The sequence below is a fragment of the Moraxella atlantae NBRC 14588 genome (assembly GCF_001591265.1).
Classification (GTDB): domain Bacteria; phylum Pseudomonadota; class Gammaproteobacteria; order Pseudomonadales; family Moraxellaceae; genus Faucicola; species Faucicola atlantae.
This window is the reverse complement of the sequence record NZ_BCUL01000008.1, coordinates 51,170-68,287: the sequence shown is the minus strand read 5'-3', so window position 1 is coordinate 68,287 and position 17,118 is coordinate 51,170. Positions and strand designations below refer to the sequence as shown.

Here is a 17,118-nt window from a genome sequence, read left to right as displayed (position 1 = left end):
TGATCAAACCAATTAAACCGCGGTGTTTAAAATGCGTTCAGAGACCGCCAAATCATTGGTACGGTGTTCGCCCAGTTGCACCATGTTGTGTTCTTTGAGTTGGTTGACAATCGGCGCGATTGCAGATGCGTCCAAATCAACGTCAGACAAACGCACAGGCAAGCCAAGCTCGCGGAAAAACGCTTCAGTGCGGCTGATCGCTTGCTCGATTTTGTCCTCATCGCTGCCGTCACGGATTTGCCAAACGTTTTCGGCGTATTGCAGCAGTTTGTCTTTTTTGCTGTCTTTGAGCTCACGCATCACTGCAGGCAGCACAATCGTCAAGGTGCGCGCATGGTCGATGCCATGCAACGATGTCAGCTCATGCCCAATCATGTGGGTTGTCCAGTCTTGTGGTACACCAACACCAATCAAGCCGTTGAGTGCCATGGTCGCTGTCCACATGATGTTTTTACGCGTTGCCATGTCGTTGGGATCGGCTTTGACCGCGCGCCCTTCTTCAATCAAGATTTTGAGCAGACTTTCGGCGTAGCTGTCTTGCACTTTGGCGTTTACAGGATACGTCAAATACTGTTCCATGACATGCACAAAGGCATCAGCAATGCCATTCATGACTTGACGCTCGGGCAAGGTCAGCGTTTTGGCAGGGTCAAGGATAGAAAACTGTGGAAACACCAACGGGTTGCCAAACGGCAATTTGGCTTTACGTTCGCTGTGGTTGATCACGCCGCCTGAGTTCATCTCAGAGCCTGTGGCAGGAATTGTCAAGACAGTACCCAATGGCAAAGCTTGTTTGATGTCACGGGTATAACCTTTGAGTGCCTCCCACGCTTTTTCGTGGTCGGCATCATCATCAAGCGTTGCCGTCAGCGCGATAAACTTGGTGCCATCAAGCACCGAACCGCCACCGACTGCCAATAAAAAATCGATGTTGTTGGCGTGCACCATGTCCACCGCTTTCATCAAGGTTGTAAATTCGGGGTTTGGTTCAATGCCGCCAAACTCAAAGATTTCTCGGTGTTTGCCTTGCAGTGCGGTTTTGACTTCATCTAGCGTGCCTGTGCGTTTGGCAGAACCACCGCCATAGGTGATAAGCACGCGCGCGTTTTCGGGTACCAAATCGGCAAGCGCGTCGATTTGCCCTTCACCAAATACGATGCGCACGGGGTTGTAATATTGAAAGTTATTCATCTTTGATCTTATGTAAGTGAGTAAAATTTGTGTTGATTGTTAAATGACTGTTAGGCTGTCTAGACGTTGCGCATAAGCTTGCAGCAACTGTTTGACTTTACGCTTTATTTGGGTGATTGTCTGGTTTTACAAGTGGCAAATTTGTGTGGGTTAAAGACGGGGGCAAGGCAGTTTTTTGGCTATATCGGCAGCCATGTCTGCTATGATACATGGGATCATTAGCCCATGATCTACGCCCTTCTCATCGATGTCATCAAAGCAATGACAAAAGCAGCAGTGACAAGATTTTATTCACGCACACAAATTTTTATCAGGATCATTTATGGATATTTTAATTACAGGCGGTTCAGGATTTTTAGGCACGGCTTTGACCCATGCGTTACAACACTGCGGCATCGATGGCAATACCGTAAACGTCACATGGGTGTCGCGCTCACCTATCCAAGAACAGCAGCGCGATATCGCCGATGCAGTGATGAGCTATAATGACCTTGCCCGCACCGACAAATACTATGCGGTCATCATCAACCTAGCAGGCGCAGGCATTGCCGATAGCCGCTGGACAGATACGCGTAAACAACAGCTGTTTGCAAGCCGCCTACAGCCCACACAAGCGGTAGTCGATTATATCGCCCGTATGGGTGACAAGCCCAAATTACTGGTTAGTGGCTCAGCAATTGGTTGGTACGGCGCGCAAGATGAAACTGACACCACCGCGCTAACTGAGCATCACGCGCCCGTCAAAGCCGATTTTGCCCACGAGATTTGCGCCGTGTGGGAAAAGTTGGCGTTGAGCGTGCAAGGTATTGTGCCTGTTGCTATCGTGCGTACGGGTGTGGTGATTGACCCAAACGGCGGTATGGTCGGACGACTGGTAATGCCATTTAAGCTAGGGTTAGGCGGCAAACTTAGCAACGGCAAGCAAGTGATGAGCTGGATTAGCCGCCATGACTGGGTGCGTGCGGTGATGTTTATTATCACGCAAAATTTGCGCCAACCGCTCGATCATCAGCAAATTTATAATCTGACCAATCCCAAGCCCGTCACCAATACCGAATTTACCAAGGCGATGGGGCAATGGCTGCACCGCCCAACGCTGGCAACCTTGCCTGCCTTTGTCGTTAAAACATTGTTTGGTGAAATGGCAACCCTACTGCTTGATGGACAAAAAGTCGTGCCACAAGCATTGTTGGCGCAAGGATTTGTGTTTGACGACAACACCGTTTTACAAGCGTTGGCAAAACAATAGCCAATGCTCGCGCCGATTTGGTTTTAGCAGTTTTTAACATGATTTACAGGCATACGTGGCTTGTTTTGGCGGTGTTTCAGCACTATTTAGGGTATTTGGTTGCCCAAATAGTCTGATTTTTCATACGACAAGATATGTCGTTTTGCCACGTCCATGCGCTTTTTTTTAGTCCAAAATTTGCTATCATAGCTTCATCAACGTTTAACAATCAGTAAAAATTTTATAGGCATTTTTTAAGTTATATTTAAGTTTAACAAAAATCTACCTACTAAATAAGGAGTCCATATGGACGCAGATAAAGCAAGAGCGTTAGCCGCCGCGTTGTCGCAAATCGAGAAGCAATACGGCAAAAATACCATCATGCGCCTTGGTGATGAGTCTGCCAAGGTCAAGGTTGATGTGGTGCCAACGGGTTCGTTGGGGTTAGATATCGCGCTGGGTATCGGCGGTTTGCCCAAAGGGCGTATTGTTGAGATTTACGGTCCTGAAAGCTCAGGCAAAACCACATTGACCTTGCAAGCCATCGCGCAATGCCAAAAACAAGGCGGCACGTGTGCGTTTATCGATGCTGAGCACGCGCTTGACCCTGTGTATGCGCAAAAACTCGGCGTGGATGTCGATGCGCTACTGGTCACCCAGCCCGATAATGGCGAACAAGCGCTTGAAATTGCCGATATGCTGGTGCGCTCGGGCGCGGTGGATTTGATTGTGGTCGATTCGGTCGCTGCCTTGACGCCAAAAGCTGAAATTGAGGGCGAAATGGGCGATAGCCACATGGGCTTGCAAGCGCGCTTGATGAGCCAAGCCTTGCGTAAAATCACGGGCAATGCCAAACGCTCAAACTGTATGGTGATTTTCATCAACCAAATTCGTATGAAAATCGGCGTGATGTTTGGTTCACCTGAGACCACAACAGGCGGTAACGCGCTGAAATTTTATGCCTCAGTGCGCCTTGATATTCGCCGCATTGGCTCGGTCAAAGATGGCGACAGCATTATCGGTAACGAAACACGCGTCAAGGTCATCAAAAACAAGCTTGCGCCACCGTTTAAAGAAACCAAGTTTGACATCTTGTACGGCGTGGGTGCCAATTTCTTGGGTGAGCTGATTGATATTGGCGTGGATATGGATTTGGTTAAAAAATCGGGCGCGTGGTACAGCTATCAAGACAGCAAAATCGGACAGGGGCGCAACAACGCGATCCGCTTTTTGGAAGAAAATCCTGCCATCGCACAAGAGATTGAAGCCAAAATCCGCGCCGAAAAATTCGCTGATGTGCCTACCGTCAATGAAGACGAAGACACTGAAGACGAAGTTTTGGTCGATGAATCATAAGCCAGCGTACTGGCACACCACACCGCCTAGGTACATCGCCTAGGCTTTTGCTATTTTGCCTGACATCACCCATCAACACAACGCCATGAACCAACCCACCTCCGACGCGCCTGCCGATTTGTTGGCAGATATCCAAGCCCAACTGATGACAGATGATGAACGCGCCGCCTATCATGCCCAAATCAAGCAAGACGCGTATATGCGTTGGTTGGCGTTTTATTATCTTGGGCGGCGTGAACACTCGGCGCAAGAGCTGCGCGACAAGCTACTGGCAAAGGGGTGTGATGCCGTGCGGGTTGAGGCATTGCTGGTTGAGTTTGCCGCTGAGGGCTACCAAAGCGACACACGCATGACCGCCGCATTGATTGCTGCAGGTGTGCGCAAAGGACATGGGCGCACGCGCATCTGGCACGATATCAAACGCCATGGGCTTACAACCTTGCATAGCGCGCGCGATATTGATGATTGGATGAGCAAGCACGCAGAGTTTTTTGCTGCCAATGACAACGCCACCATTAGCCCAGCTGATAGCCAAGATGATACCCCACCCACAGCGGCTGATACCGCCGCATCTGATGCTGCTAAGTCTGATGCTGCCAACGTCGATTGGCTGACGCTTGCCGTCGAAACACGCGTCAAAAAATTTGGCGCAAGTGTACCCACCACGCCAAAAGAAAAAGCCCGTCAGTTACGTTTTTTGCAATATCGCGGCTTTGATACTTCCGTGTGTTTTGACGCGCTGCAACACGATTTGGACAGTCTTGCCGCACGTTAGATCGTGGCATGGTTAAAGGTGTTATTTTGTCGCACTGGCAAGACTAGCAGGATTGGCAAGTTGGTCAAATAATGCGCCATCTTTGAAGTATTTATCCATGATGGTGTCCCAATCGCCAAAGGTTTCATTGGCATCGAACGTGGCAATATCGGGGAAGCGGTCACGGAATTTTGCCAATACCTCAGCATCGACGGGGCGGAGGTATTCCTCTGCCATCAGCGTTTGAGCAGGTTTGCTCCACAGTCCAGCCAAATAATCATGCGCCAGTTGGGTGGTACCGCGCTTGTCAGTCACTGCGGTGACGACGGCGACAGGGTTGTTGATCCGTACCGAATAGCTGGGGTACACGATTTGTAAGCCATCGTTGGCAAACTGCTGTTGGCTGATATGCGCTTCGTTTTCGGTGGTAATTAGCACATCACCGATTTGCCGCTGGGCAAAGGTCGTCGTTGCGGCGCGCGCACCGCTGTCATAGGTCGCCACGTGTGACAAAATTTGCTGCAAGGTACGTTGGGCGGCTGTTTCATCGCCGTGTTTGAGCGCGTAACCGTAGGCGGCTAACACACCATACCGCGCAGTGCCGCTGGTTTTTGGGTTGGCGATGACCACGCTTACGCCATCGCGCGCCAAGTCGTCCCAGTCTTTGATGTGCTTGGGGTTATCCTTGCGCACCAATAGCACCATCGTGGTGGTGTATGGCACGGCTTGGTTGGGCAGTGCGGCTTGCCAATTTGGGTCAATCAGGCCTTTTTTGACCAACATGGCGATGTCTGAGCCTTGGTTCATCGTCACCACATCAGCAGGCAAGCCATTGGCGACACTAAGTGCTTGCTTACTTGAGCCACCATGTGACTGCTTGATACTAATCGCGGTGCTGTGTTGGGTTTTGTATTGTTGGCTAAACCAGTCGTTATATTTTTTATACAAATCGCGTGACACATCATAAGAAACGTTGAGGATTTCATTGGGGTTGGTTGATGCGGTGGTGGTGTCACTGGTGGCAGTCTGACTGGCGGTCTGAGTCGCCGCATTGTCAGCAGCGCGTTGGGTGGGCGCGCGTGGGCAGCCTGTCAAAGCCAATGCGCCAAGGCTTAGTGCCGTCAAGCCAAGCAGCGGTTTTGTCAAGGTGGTTGAAAAAATTGAACGTAAACTAACAGGGTGTGAGCGCATACAGCCGAATTCCTTTTGAGCAAATTTTGAGCAAATAATGTTACCATCATGGCTGATCAAGATACCCATGATTGCATCATCATAGTCAAATCGTATTAGGCTGTCTTGTTATAAGATAGGCTTTATTTAGTCAAAAATGGCATATAATCGGCGGCATTGAAAACATTTTCCTAACAATCGGTATTTTATTTTTAATTGAGTTTAATAAATTGTGATAAAAATAACGGTCTGGCATAAAACGCCCTTGAAGTTGAGCCATGCCCAGCGCCTTTGGTGCGCGGCTGAATATACACGCCCATACTACCAGTAAGTGAGTTAAAACCTCTTTGCGGATCAAGCAGGGCACTTCTTACGGTGTCATAATCAGCCTTAACCGCTTCATACAACGGCGTTCCTTCATCAAGGTCAAATTCCACAATATCATAAACAAAACTAGCGTCACTATAATGTGAGCCAACGGTTCTAGCGACAACCACAGCTTTTCTAAGCTTGGCCAGTACATGGCTGTCTTCAAATTCTTTTTGGCAAACATTGACGGGGTCTATCATGGTGATTGCCATAGTTTCTTTGAACGCCAATCTACCATTTTTTAAAGTCTTGATGGGGATTGATTTTAATTCCCATGATCCAAAATTTGGTGATTGTGCCGAATTTAGAGGCAGTTCTAAAAATCGTTCTATTACATGACCTGCCCAACCTTTGTTTACTTTGCCAAGTGGGCTTAATACCGTTACATTGTATTCTAATGCAAGCTCATGTAGGTTTTTACCTTTCAACGCCTGCATTTTTTCAATAGCTTCTTTGCGTTCCATGATTACCTGAAAGTCATTTAAAAATCGCCAAAATTTCTTTGGCTTTGGTGCGCCCGTTGCCTTTTGAAGATATATTGCGCTGAACAGCTATGGTTTTGATATCCGCCCCTTGATAAAGCGTTCTGGTTAAATCGGTGTCGTGGTTTGATATCAAAATGCCTTCGGTGTTGCTTGCCATCTGGTTTGCCAGCTGGGCTAAACGCGCTTGATCGTGGTAGCCAAAACCGTCTTTTGAATACGCTGTAAATGACGCGGTTTGACTCAAAGGTATATAAGGTGGGTCACAATACACCAAATCTTGGCGTTCAATCTTGCCAAAGGTGGTTGCAAAATCTCCATGCAACAATTCAATCCGACTGGATTTGGCAATGAAATTTTGCATTTCAGCTTCTGGGAAATAAACCGTTTTGTATCGGCCAAACGGCACATTGAAAATGCCGTTACGATTGTAGCGGCATAAGCCGTTGTACGCATGGCGGTTTAGGTAGATGAATAACGCTGATCGTTCTACTATGTCGCTGGATTGATTAAACTGTTCTCTTAGTGCGTAAAATCGCGCGGCTTGGTTGTTATCATCAACAAAAAACGATTGCGCATAATCGATGAAGGCTTGTTTTTCGTGTTTTAACGTGGCAAACAGATTGATAAGATCGGCATTGGTGTCAGCCAGTAAATAACTGTCAAAATCAATGCCAAAACTCATCGCACCGCTACCACAAAAGGGTTCTATCAAACGCTGACGTTTATGGCTGGGCAGATTTGCCTCAATAAATGGCACAAGTTTGGCTTTGCCCCCTGCCCATTTTAAAAAAGGTTTGGTCACGCACACTCCTATCGCTCAAGGGGCTGTGTCGCCAAAAGGTCAGCTGCTTGGCAACCAACCTTTTGGCTCAATACACCCTATCATTTAGCACCAACTATTGGGCTTTTATTGCCCAACTGATGGCTTGTTTCACGGTTTTAACGGCTTAAAACCGTGTTTTAAAGCGCGGTTTGTTGGGGCTATTGGGCAAGTTTGGCGTGCTACCATTGCCCAAATTAACACCTGCGTTGGGCATGGTTGGCATTTGCACCGCGCTGCCATCGGCAGCTTGTTGGTTGCCGCCAAACAATGGTCCGCCGCTGCCCATGCCTTTGGCAAGCCCTTGTACGGCTTTCATCATGCGCTCGATGCCGCTTGGGTCTGCCAGCATTTTCATCATTTTTGCCATCTGCTTATGCTGTTTGAGCAGTTGATTGACGTGCTGCACCTCTTTGCCTGCACCTGCGGCGATACGGCGTTTGCGGCTGGGGTTGATTTTGTCAGGGTTGCGCCGTTCATACGGGGTCATTGAGTGAATCAGCGCTTCCATTTCTTTGATTTTGTCTTCGGGGCGTGATTCTTCGATTGCCTTTTGTACCTCAGCGTTGCTCATGCCTGGCATTTTGTCCAAAAAGCCTGCCATGCCGCCCAAATTACGCATTTGCTGAAATTGGGTCAGTAAATCCTCAAGGTCAAATTCACCGCCTTTTTGGATTTTTTGCGCCATTTTTTCGGCTTTTTCGCGGTCAATTTTTTGCTCAACCTCTTCAACCAACGACAGCACATCGCCCATGCCCAAGATACGCTGCGCGATACGCTCAGGATGAAAGGGCTCAAGCGCGTCCAGCTTTTCTCCACGTCCCAAAAACTTAATCGGTTTGCCTGTGATGGCACGCACGGACAATGCTGCCCCACCGCGCGCATCGCCGTCAGTTTTGGTCAAAATCACGCCCGTCAGCGGCAAGGCATCGTTGAAGGCTTTGGCGGTGTTGGCGGCGTCCTGCCCTGTCATGGCATCGACAACAAACAGTGTCTCAGATGGATTGACGGCGGCAGTTAGGGCTTTGATTTCGTCCATCATCGTGTCATCGATGTGTAACCGCCCTGCCGTGTCGATGATGAGAATGTCTTGGTACTGGATTTTTGCTTGCTCGATGGCACGCTTGGCAATGGTAATCGGGTCTTCGCTGGCATCAGAGGGTACAAAGCTTGCGCCGACTTGACTGGCGACTTGCTCAAGCTGCTTGATGGCAGCAGGGCGATACACGTCTGCTGACACCAACATGACTTTTTTCTTGTGTTTGGTTTGCAAAAGCTTGGCTAACTTGCCTGCGGTGGTGGTTTTACCTGCACCTTGCAAGCCTGCCAACAAATAGACAACTGGTGGCTTGCCTGTCATCTCAAGGCTTTGGTTGGCGCTGCCCATCATGTCGGTGAGCTCGTCGTAGACGATTTTGACAAACGCCTGCCCTGGGGCAAGCTCTTTGAGCACCGCCTGCCCCAATGCTTTTTCCTTGACACGGGCGACAAAATCACGCGTGACGGGCAAGGCAACATCCGCCTCTAATAACGCCATACGCACCTCACGCAAGGTGTCTTTGATGTTGTCTTCGGTCAGTTGCCCCGTGCCTGAGATGTTGCGTAGGCTGGTGGATAGGCGTTCGGTGAGCGTCTCAAACATAACACGTCCTAACTGATTGCGGTGTGTAAATCAGCATTGGCTGACAACACCCTTAAAATTTTTTTGTCAAACGCTTGGCAAAATTTTACCAATCCGCGCTGAATATAAGCAGTAATATTTTGCTATTTTATGACAAAAATGCCAAAACTGCTAATGATTTGCTGTTAAAATAGGACTTTGCGCGGCGTTTTCAATGGCGGTGGGTAAGCCAATCTGCCCTGCGTGTTGCGTAACGCTGTGCCGACAGTGAACGATCAAGATTTGGCAAAGTCAGGTTGTAATCATGATGACAGCGGTGTGGTGGGTGTGCTTGGTGTGCTATGGCTTGGCGATGGGCTATATCGTCAAAGGCTTATTGCGCGGGCAACTGCTGTCAAAAAAGCTGGTGCTGGGACTGACGGTGGTGGGTTTGGTGGCACACGCCGCGGTGCTGTATCCCAAAATCGCCACGCCGTTTGGCTTAAATTTTAACCTATATAATGTGCTGTCGCTGACCTCGTGGTTGGTGCTGCTGTTTTATGTTGGTTTTTGTCTGCTGCGTCCGATTGTCGCGCTTGGCGTACTGGCGTTGCCGCTGGCACTGGGTGGGGCGATGGTGGGCTATCTTGCCGATGCGCCGTATCATGCGATTTATCAACTCTCACCGATGTTGCAAGCGCATATCGTGGCTTCGATTGCGGCGTATTGCCTACTTGTGATGGCGGCGGTGCAAGCGGTGGTGCTTCGCTTACAAATTGCTGAACTTAAGCGCGTGCGTGAGCATCCGCTGTGGGTCAATCGCCTGCCTGCACTACAAAGCATGGAAGCGTTGTTGTTTGATATGATTGGCGCAGGTTTTGTGCTGCTGACGGTTGCGCTGGGGCTTGGGTTTGCTGATACGACCAATTTATTGGCGCAGCATTTGACCCACAAAACGGTGTTTAGCGTGTTGTCGTGGTTGGTATTTGGCGCGTTGCTGATTGGGCATTGGCGCTATGGCTGGCGTGGGGGGCGCGCGGCGAATATGACCCTGTACGGCGTGGCATTGTTGGCAATCGCGTTTCTTGGTACCAAGTTTGTCCTTGAAGTGGTGTTGCAGCGCGGCTGATTTGTCCGTATTTTTACCCATAATTTTAACTAATATTTTTAGTTAAAATTTTTAACCACTTAGCTATATTTTTAAGTCAAAGTCAGCAAATATACCGCCATGGTTTGCACGACCAGTTCCAACAACGTGATGGCAAAAAAGCCAATCATCGGTGCAAAATCCAACATGCCTGTAGCGGGCAGCAGCTTACGAAACGGCGCGATGATCGGCTGGCTCAGCTGCTCGATCATGGTAAACGCTGGTGGCATTTTATTGCTAAAAAACACCACCCAACTGACCAAAAATGACGCGATAATCAAATAGCGGCACATGCGCAAAAAATCCAGCACCAGCGTCATCAAAGTAACAAACACCAGCATAAATGGCGAAAAATAGCGGTGTAAATGCTCAACCATTTTTAGATTAAAGTCATTCATCTGAAACCAGCCAATATACTGGCTGTCCAAATTAAGCATTTGTAGCACACCCCAAATATAAATCAGGCGCAGCAATGCCATCAACGCCAGCGCGGCGGTATTGATTTTGCCATCCAACCACGTCGGAAAAATCCGCCCAAACACGTCCACTACGTGTGTAATCCGATAAATCACACGGGCGAACGGCTGTTTGGTCTCAACTTCGGCAAATTGCAGCATAAAGCGCACGAACAAAAGCAGCATGACGCTGCCTACAACGATGTCAAATAACCCTGCGATGATACTGGTCATTGTGGCTTGCCTGTTGGTTTACCCGTGGTTTGCACGGCGGTGGGTGGTGTTGCACCAAATTCTTGGCTGATTTGTCGCGAACGCGTGGCACAGGCGTGCATGGCTTGTGCAATGGCTTGCCCAACGTCTGCCGCATCCAATGCTGCAATCGCCGCTTGGGTGGTGCCATTGGGTGAGGTGACTTTTTGGCGTAAGGTCGTTGGTGTATCAGTACCTTGGCGGTGGCTTTGGGCTGCCATTTGCGCCGCACCCACCGCAGTTTGTAAGGCAAGCGCGGTAGCATCGGCGGTATTTAGCCCCATTGTCTCGCCTGTGGCAATCATATGCTCAAGCAAATAAAACACATACGCAGGCGCAGAACCTGAAATTGCCGTGGCAGCATCTAGCAGCGTTTCATCATCCAACCAGCGCACCAACCCAACGGCTGACAACAGCTGTTCGGCAAGAGTGCGTTGATCGGTGCTCACCTCGACATCGGCGTACAGGGCGGTCGCGCCTTGCTGAATCATCGCAGGCGTGTTAGGCATCGCGCGCACCACCGCCAAAGAAGCGGCTAGCCAGTCTTTGAGCGTGGCAAGTGCAATACCTGCGACAATCGAAATCACCAACTGCCTATCCCACACGCCTTGCAGCGGTGTCAGCACGGCTTGCAGCACTTGCGGCTTGACCGCCAGTACTACAACCTCGGCAGCACGAATTGCCTCAGGCGTTTGCCCTACGCTGGCATCATAGATCCGCACGCCTTGCGCTGCCAAATCAGCAAGCTTCGCGGTGTCCGTATCGGCAACGTGCAAACGGTCAGCAGGGTGACCTTGGGCAAGCAGTCCGCTGATCAACGCCTGCGCCATATTACCTCCGCCCAAAAACGCAATCGCTGCGGGCAAAATCGGTTGTGCCATCGGTGGGTGCACCTCTTAAAACGTGTCACATCATCAAAAACTGGGCAACCGCATCAGCCATTATCTGCCTACGCGTGCCCCACAACATCGGGCAAGTGTAGCACAATTTGGGCAAAAAATACCGTTTTTCAAGCAGCAAATCTGGCTAAAAATCAAGCCGCTAGCCAGATCAGACGCTGCGGCAGCCACAATGCGCGCGCCTGCCCATCATGTTCTATCACCCACAGCAAATCACGCTGCCAACTGGCAATAGCAAGGCGTTGGCAAAGTTTTTTTAAAGGTTCATGAAAGCTTTTGCCTTGACGGCGAAAACGCTCGCCTGCGTGTGGACGGCGTAAGCTAAACATGGGATAAAAATCGGGCTTGGGGGTAAGCGTCGCCAACATTGCCGCCACCGCTGCTTGCACCCGTGTGCTATCTGCCCAATGCGCGTGCTCACTGGCGTAATGAGCATCAAGCCGATATAAGGTCATCTGATAACGCCGCACAGTCACGCCTTGCCAATGAATTTGGCTTTGTACGGATAACGGTGATTGCTCGGCGAGCCCAAGTAGTGCGATGATTTGCGTAATGACCTGCTGCGGCGGTGCGTATGGCTGACCGTACGCAAGCCATAGGCGCAACAGCGCGCGCACCCGTGGTAACGGCAAGACCGTAACTTGCGCGATATCAAGCCGCGATTGGGTCGGCGTCCAATCCGCAGCATCACCCGTCAGCAAACACGCCGCCAAATCCTGTTCAGCTTGTGCATTGACGATATATTCAGCGTCGGCAAGGTTGGCACTGGTGCGCGTGATATTGTCTAACAATCCGCCAAATTCGGCTTTAAGCAGCGGCAATACTTGCGCCCGTAGCCACGCGCGGCGGTTGTGCGTACCGACATTGGTCGGGTCATCAACGTATGGCAGAGCCTTGGCATCAGCATACGCACTAATCGTCGCACGGCTGATGGTAAGCAACGGTCGCCACAACAGCAGCGGCAGACCAAATTCATGCTGCACACGCACCGCGCGCATCCCCACCAGTCCGCGTAAGCCCGTACCTTGGCACAAATTGAGCAAAAAAGTTTCGGCATGATCATCGGCATGGTGCGCCAATACCAACACAGGCGGCGCAGCAGCGGTATGATGAGTATCTAGCCAATTTGCCAATGCCTGATAACGCGCTTGACGGGCGGTTTGCTCATTGACTTGCCCAACGACTTGCCCAACGCGGTCGGCTTGCCAATCTAGCGTCAAACTAACGCACGCTAGCCCTCGCGCCATACAAAACGCTTCAACCTGCTGTTGCCAGTCATCACTTATCACTTGCAAGCGATGATTGACGTGCAACACTTGCAGCGGCACATTAAGCTGACGGCTTAATTGGCAAAGACTATCTAGCAATACCAACGAATCGCGCCCACCGCTACAAGCGACATAAATACACGGCGGCAGCGCTTGGTCAAACTGGGCATAAAACGGCAACAGCTGATGGTGGTAGCTATCGGCAACGGTGTGGCAAAGCTCGGTGGTCGGTAGAGTAGGCGCAGACAAATTTTTTTTAAAAACGGCAAGTGGTTGAGAATCGTTTACGCCAACGCTGGTGTTTGCTCGATGGTTGAATTGTACATCATGAGTTTGGCGTACCGCTGGTTGAGACGTTCGGCGTTTGGCATGGCTTGCAAATGATCAAGTTGGGCGCGTAATGCTTCGTGTAACGCGCTGATGGTCGCCGCGCTGTCGATATGCGCCCCTGCCCCCTCACGGATGACATGATCAATCAACCCAAACCCTGCCAGATCCTCGGCGGTAAGCTTGAGCGCAGCACTGGCTTTGGGCGCTTGCTCAGCGGTTTTCCACAAAATCGATGCGCAGCCCTCAGGCGATATCACCGAATAAATGCTATTTTCTAGCATATTGACGCGGTCAGCCACGCCCAATGCCAACGCACCACCCGAACCGCCCTCACCGATGATGGTCGCGATCGTTGGCACATTCAATGCCGAAAACACCGCCAAACACTCAGCAATCGCCTGCGCCTGTCCGCGCTCCTCTGCACCCACACCGGGGTACGCGCCTTGGGTGTCAATAAACGTCAGCACAGGAATGCCAAAACGTTCGGCAAGTTTGACAAGCCGCACCACCTTGCGGTAGCCCTCAGGATGCGCCATACCAAAATTGTGCTCGATGCGCTCACGCGTGCTGCGTCCACGGTGTTGCCCAATCAACATCACCGCCTGCCCATCAAACGTTGCCAGCCCGCCCAAAATCGCCTTGTCATCACCAAACACGCGATCGCCTTGCAAGATATCAAACTCACCAAACAACGCAGCGGCATAATCCAAGAACAACGGACGTTTGGCATGACGCGCCAATTGTACCTTTTGCCAGACGCGTTCGACGGCTTGGGTTTGTTGGTCAGTTGATGTGGCGGTCATCACTTTGCCTCAGCCGATGGTTGCAGTTGCTCTGCGGCAGTCTGCGATGTGCTCAACAACTCAATGGTTAAATGCATGTGCCATTTTTGCCATGCTTCGGCTTCATCATGTAAATCACTTATCAACACCCCACCGCTATCGCTGTCATCGTGTAATGCCAGCGTCCAATGCGTTTCGTCTTGCACGCTTAGGCGCAAATCAAACTCGTCTTGCTTGCTGCGGTTGTGGTGCAAAATCACTGCTAGCCTAAGAAGCAACGTCAAATACACCAAGCTGTCACCGCCGACCATTTTAACTTCGTCATAGCCTTCGATTTTTAGCTTGCGCCGATGGTGCAGCACCAGCTGTGCCATACGGGTTTTATCAACCTGTGAAAAACCGTCGATATCTGAGTTTTGCAGCAAATACGCGCTGTGACGGTGGTAGCTGCTGTGGCTAATCGCCAGCCCAATCTCGTGCAAATACGCGGCGCGGCGCAGCAAATCCGCGTCCTCATCGTCTAGCCCAAGCCGATTTTTAACTTGATCAAATAAGAGCTGCGCGGTTTTGACCACGCGTTTGGCTTGTTTTTTATCCACCGAATAACGCACAATCAATGCCTGCACACTGCGGTCGCGCACATCTTCACTGGCAAAACGTCCAAGCATGTCATACATCACGCCCTCGCGCAATGCGCCGTCAGAATACCGAATTGTCTCAATGCCCAGCACGCTCATGGCGGCAAGCAGCACTGCCACGCCTGCAGGCAACACCGCCTTGCGCGTATCTTTAATATCGGCAAAATCGATGTCATTGACGTGTTTGGCTTTAACCAACAAGCGTTGCAGCTCTTTGACCCCGTGCAGGGTGATGCGCTCTTGTTCGTCCGCAAGCCCAAGTTGCAACAAAATCTGATTAACCGCCTTAATCGTACCGCTTGAGCCTGTCACGCTGTCCCAGCCTGTTTTTTGGTACAGACGGCTGATGCTCAAGACCTCTTTACGTGCCGCCGCCATCGCCTTGTCAAAGCCTTTGTCGGTGATATGCCCATCTGCAAAAAACGCCTTGGTAAACGCCACGCAGCCCATTTGCAGGCTTTCGGTCAAAATCGGATCAAAACCCTTGCCGATAATAAATTCCGTCGAGCCGCCGCCAATATCAATCACCAACCGCTTGTCCGTACTGGCATTGGTGTGCGACACACCCAAATAAATCAGCCGCGCCTCTTCACGCCCTGCGATGACCTCAAGCGGTTTGGGTAAAATCTGATTGGCACGCGCGATAAACTCATCGGCATTTTTGGCTTGGCGCAAGGCGTTGGTTGCCACAATTCGCAGCCGCTGCGGCGACACCGCATCAAGCCGCCCAACAAACCGCGCCAGACAATCTAGCCCACGCTGCTGCGCCTCTTCGGACAAATAATTGTTATCATCGAGCCCTGCTGCCAGCTGGACTTTTTCAGACATCGAGGCAAGCTTACGCACCTCACGATGATCAAGCCGCGCAATGGCAAGATGAAAACTGTTTGAACCAATATCAATGGCGGCCATCAGCTCATTATCAGCAAGTAAATCGGGCATATGGTTGCTTATTCCAGTCGCTTGTCAAATCAAAACACGGCTTTGCCGCCAAAATCGCTTTATTTTACGCATTTTCGCCCAGTGGTGACAAGCGGTTTTGCCCATCACACGGTCTTTGCACACGGTCTTTGATAGTATCATTGATTTTTTCAAACCTCACAATTGGTTTTATCATTCGTTGCCGTAAACCTGCGACTTCAGGCGGTGGATATAAGGCAATTGTTAAATGCGATGAGTTTTGCTATACTCATCTCACTATATTCAATGTCTTACATTCCACAGTTAAGTTAAGACTAAATTGCGAGTACGCAGTAACTTAACTGGTAAGACGTTTCCAAACACACACTTAAGCTAATTCGTGTCTATGACAATCCTAACGGTAGGATTAGCTTAAAATAAGAACCTAAGATGTACGGTGTGTCGTACGGGCGGTTGCCATTGTCTTAGGTTTGCGGTCGGGCTTGACCGTCTTGCAGAAGGAATCCCCGAACGATAGGGAGGGGAGGAAGTCAAACCATCTCAAAAACACAACTCGGCTTGTTTTTTGTTGTACGCACCCCATATCAAACCCAGCAAGATTTTTACGTTCAATTTTTTAATTTTAAAAAGGAAAAAACGATGTCTGGCGTTATTCATGCAGGTGAAGATACCTTTGAAAAAGCGGTGCTACAATCTGACGCACCCGTGCTGGTCGATTTTTGGGCGCAATGGTGCGGCCCTTGTAAAGCCATCGCACCGATTTTAGATGAGCTTGCTGCTGACTATGGTGACAAAGTGCGTATCGTCAAAATTGATGTCGATGCCAATCCAAACTTAGCAGCACGATATGGTATTCGCAGCATTCCAACGCTGTTTGTGTTCAAAAATGGTGAAAAAGTCGATAACATCGTTGGCTTGCAGCAAAAGCCGCAACTTGCCGCGCTGCTAGATAAGCACCTATAAGCATTCGGTTAAAACAAGCTATAACATTACCAAGCAAACGGTATCACCTACCGTTTGCTTTTTTTATTTAATTTTGGGTTATTTTTTTGCAAGATGATTTGCCAACACTTGACAATATTGTTTGGCTTATCGTATAGTGTAGCCCACGATACCGTGCGGTAAAATGCCGCGATCAGCACATGATGATAACGCATGATGATAAAAAGCTGAGTGGCTGTAAGAATGCGGTATCTACAAGGGTATTTGTGCCCTGTCGCTCAAGGCAATCATTTGTCTTGTCTGTGTATTTTTAGTTTGATACCATCGCCGACGCTGAACTGTATTTTTTTGGGCAGTCGTGACGCGCTGTTGTCAAATCTGGCATTCTTTTCTTAATTATTCTACGTTTACGCCGTTGATGGCGCAATTGTTTTGGCAACTGGGTAGTGTTTGTACCTTGCCAAAGTGCGTGTTGTGATGTCGGCGGTTGTCTTGGATTTGGTTGGATAGG

Annotated in this window: 15 protein-coding genes; 5 read left to right on the top strand and 10 right to left on the bottom strand. The window is 49.9% G+C overall.

Annotated features, from left to right (window positions below):
* Positions 1–12 precede the first annotated feature (12 nt).
* On the bottom strand, positions 13–1,191 hold the full coding sequence (locus tag MA2_RS06420) for an iron-containing alcohol dehydrogenase (RefSeq protein ID WP_067058078.1): 1,179 nt from the start codon (positions 1,189–1,191) through the stop codon (positions 13–15).
* A gap of 322 nt (positions 1,192–1,513) precedes the next feature.
* Between MA2_RS06420 and MA2_RS06415 the strand changes: the two genes are divergently transcribed.
* The 3 genes from MA2_RS06415 (at position 1,514) to MA2_RS06405 (ending at position 4,550) form a co-directional block, all read left to right on the top strand.
* A complete protein-coding gene (locus MA2_RS06415) occupies positions 1,514–2,440 on the top strand; it encodes a TIGR01777 family oxidoreductase (protein WP_067058076.1) in 927 nt (308 codons plus the stop codon).
* A 285-nt stretch (positions 2,441–2,725) separates the two neighbouring features.
* A complete protein-coding gene (gene recA, locus MA2_RS06410; protein ID WP_067058073.1) occupies positions 2,726–3,775 on the top strand; it encodes a recombinase RecA in 1,050 nt (349 codons plus the stop codon).
* 55 nt (positions 3,776–3,830) lie between these two features.
* Positions 3,831–4,550, top strand: a complete 720-nt coding sequence (locus MA2_RS06405) for a regulatory protein RecX (protein WP_245945271.1) — start codon at positions 3,831–3,833, stop codon at positions 4,548–4,550.
* A gap of 21 nt (positions 4,551–4,571) precedes the next feature.
* Here the strand turns inward: MA2_RS06405 and MA2_RS06400 are convergent, their stop codons facing one another.
* The 4 genes from MA2_RS06400 to ffh all read right to left on the bottom strand — a co-directional run bounded on the left by MA2_RS06400 (position 4,572) and on the right by ffh (position 9,015).
* Positions 4,572–5,720 carry a sulfate ABC transporter substrate-binding protein gene (locus MA2_RS06400; protein ID WP_067058151.1) on the bottom strand — a complete coding sequence of 383 codons (1,149 nt, stop codon included), beginning with the start codon at positions 5,718–5,720 and terminating at the stop codon, positions 4,572–4,574.
* 191 nt (positions 5,721–5,911) lie between these two features.
* Complete coding sequence (locus MA2_RS10895; protein WP_079352042.1) at positions 5,912–6,532, bottom strand: MutH/Sau3AI family endonuclease; 621 nt, start codon at positions 6,530–6,532, stop codon at positions 5,912–5,914.
* 13 nt (positions 6,533–6,545) lie between these two features.
* Positions 6,546–7,355, bottom strand: a complete 810-nt coding sequence (locus tag MA2_RS06385; RefSeq protein ID WP_067058069.1) for a DNA adenine methylase — start codon at positions 7,353–7,355, stop codon at positions 6,546–6,548.
* A 145-nt stretch (positions 7,356–7,500) separates the two neighbouring features.
* The gene (ffh, locus tag MA2_RS06380; RefSeq protein WP_067058068.1) at positions 7,501–9,015 is read right to left on the bottom strand and encodes a signal recognition particle protein; all 1,515 of its coding nucleotides are present in this window, start codon (positions 9,013–9,015) and stop codon (positions 7,501–7,503) included.
* 283 nt (positions 9,016–9,298) lie between these two features.
* Here ffh and MA2_RS06375 point away from each other — a divergent pair, with 283 nt between their 5' ends.
* On the top strand, positions 9,299–10,102 hold the full coding sequence (locus MA2_RS06375) for a cytochrome C assembly family protein (RefSeq protein WP_245945270.1): 804 nt from the start codon (positions 9,299–9,301) through the stop codon (positions 10,100–10,102).
* A gap of 71 nt (positions 10,103–10,173) precedes the next feature.
* Here the strand turns inward: MA2_RS06375 and MA2_RS06370 are convergent, their stop codons facing one another.
* The 5 genes from MA2_RS06370 to ppx form a co-directional block, all read right to left on the bottom strand.
* Positions 10,174–10,809 (bottom strand): YggT family protein, encoded by a 636-nt coding sequence (locus MA2_RS06370; protein ID WP_067058065.1) that lies wholly within the window; start codon positions 10,807–10,809, stop codon positions 10,174–10,176.
* Entirely contained in the window at positions 10,806–11,708 is a 903-nt protein-coding gene (proC, locus tag MA2_RS06365; RefSeq protein ID WP_067058063.1) for a pyrroline-5-carboxylate reductase, read from the bottom strand. Before proC ends, MA2_RS06370 begins: the two co-directional genes overlap by 4 nt.
* 152 nt (positions 11,709–11,860) lie before the next feature.
* Entirely contained in the window at positions 11,861–13,243 is a 1,383-nt protein-coding gene (tilS, locus tag MA2_RS06360) for a tRNA lysidine(34) synthetase TilS (RefSeq protein WP_067058061.1), read from the bottom strand.
* 35 nt (positions 13,244–13,278) lie between these two features.
* Positions 13,279–14,127 (bottom strand): acetyl-CoA carboxylase carboxyltransferase subunit alpha, encoded by an 849-nt coding sequence (locus MA2_RS06355; RefSeq protein ID WP_067058059.1) that lies wholly within the window; start codon positions 14,125–14,127, stop codon positions 13,279–13,281.
* The gene (gene ppx, locus MA2_RS06350; RefSeq protein WP_067058056.1) at positions 14,127–15,686 is read right to left on the bottom strand and encodes an exopolyphosphatase; all 1,560 of its coding nucleotides are present in this window, start codon (positions 15,684–15,686) and stop codon (positions 14,127–14,129) included. The genes MA2_RS06355 and ppx overlap by 1 nt, the downstream gene beginning before the upstream one ends.
* 618 nt (positions 15,687–16,304) lie before the next feature.
* Between ppx and trxA the strand changes: the two genes are divergently transcribed.
* Positions 16,305–16,628, top strand: a complete 324-nt coding sequence (gene trxA / locus MA2_RS06345) for a thioredoxin (RefSeq protein WP_067058146.1) — start codon at positions 16,305–16,307, stop codon at positions 16,626–16,628.
* The last annotated feature ends 490 nt before the right edge of the window (positions 16,629–17,118 follow it).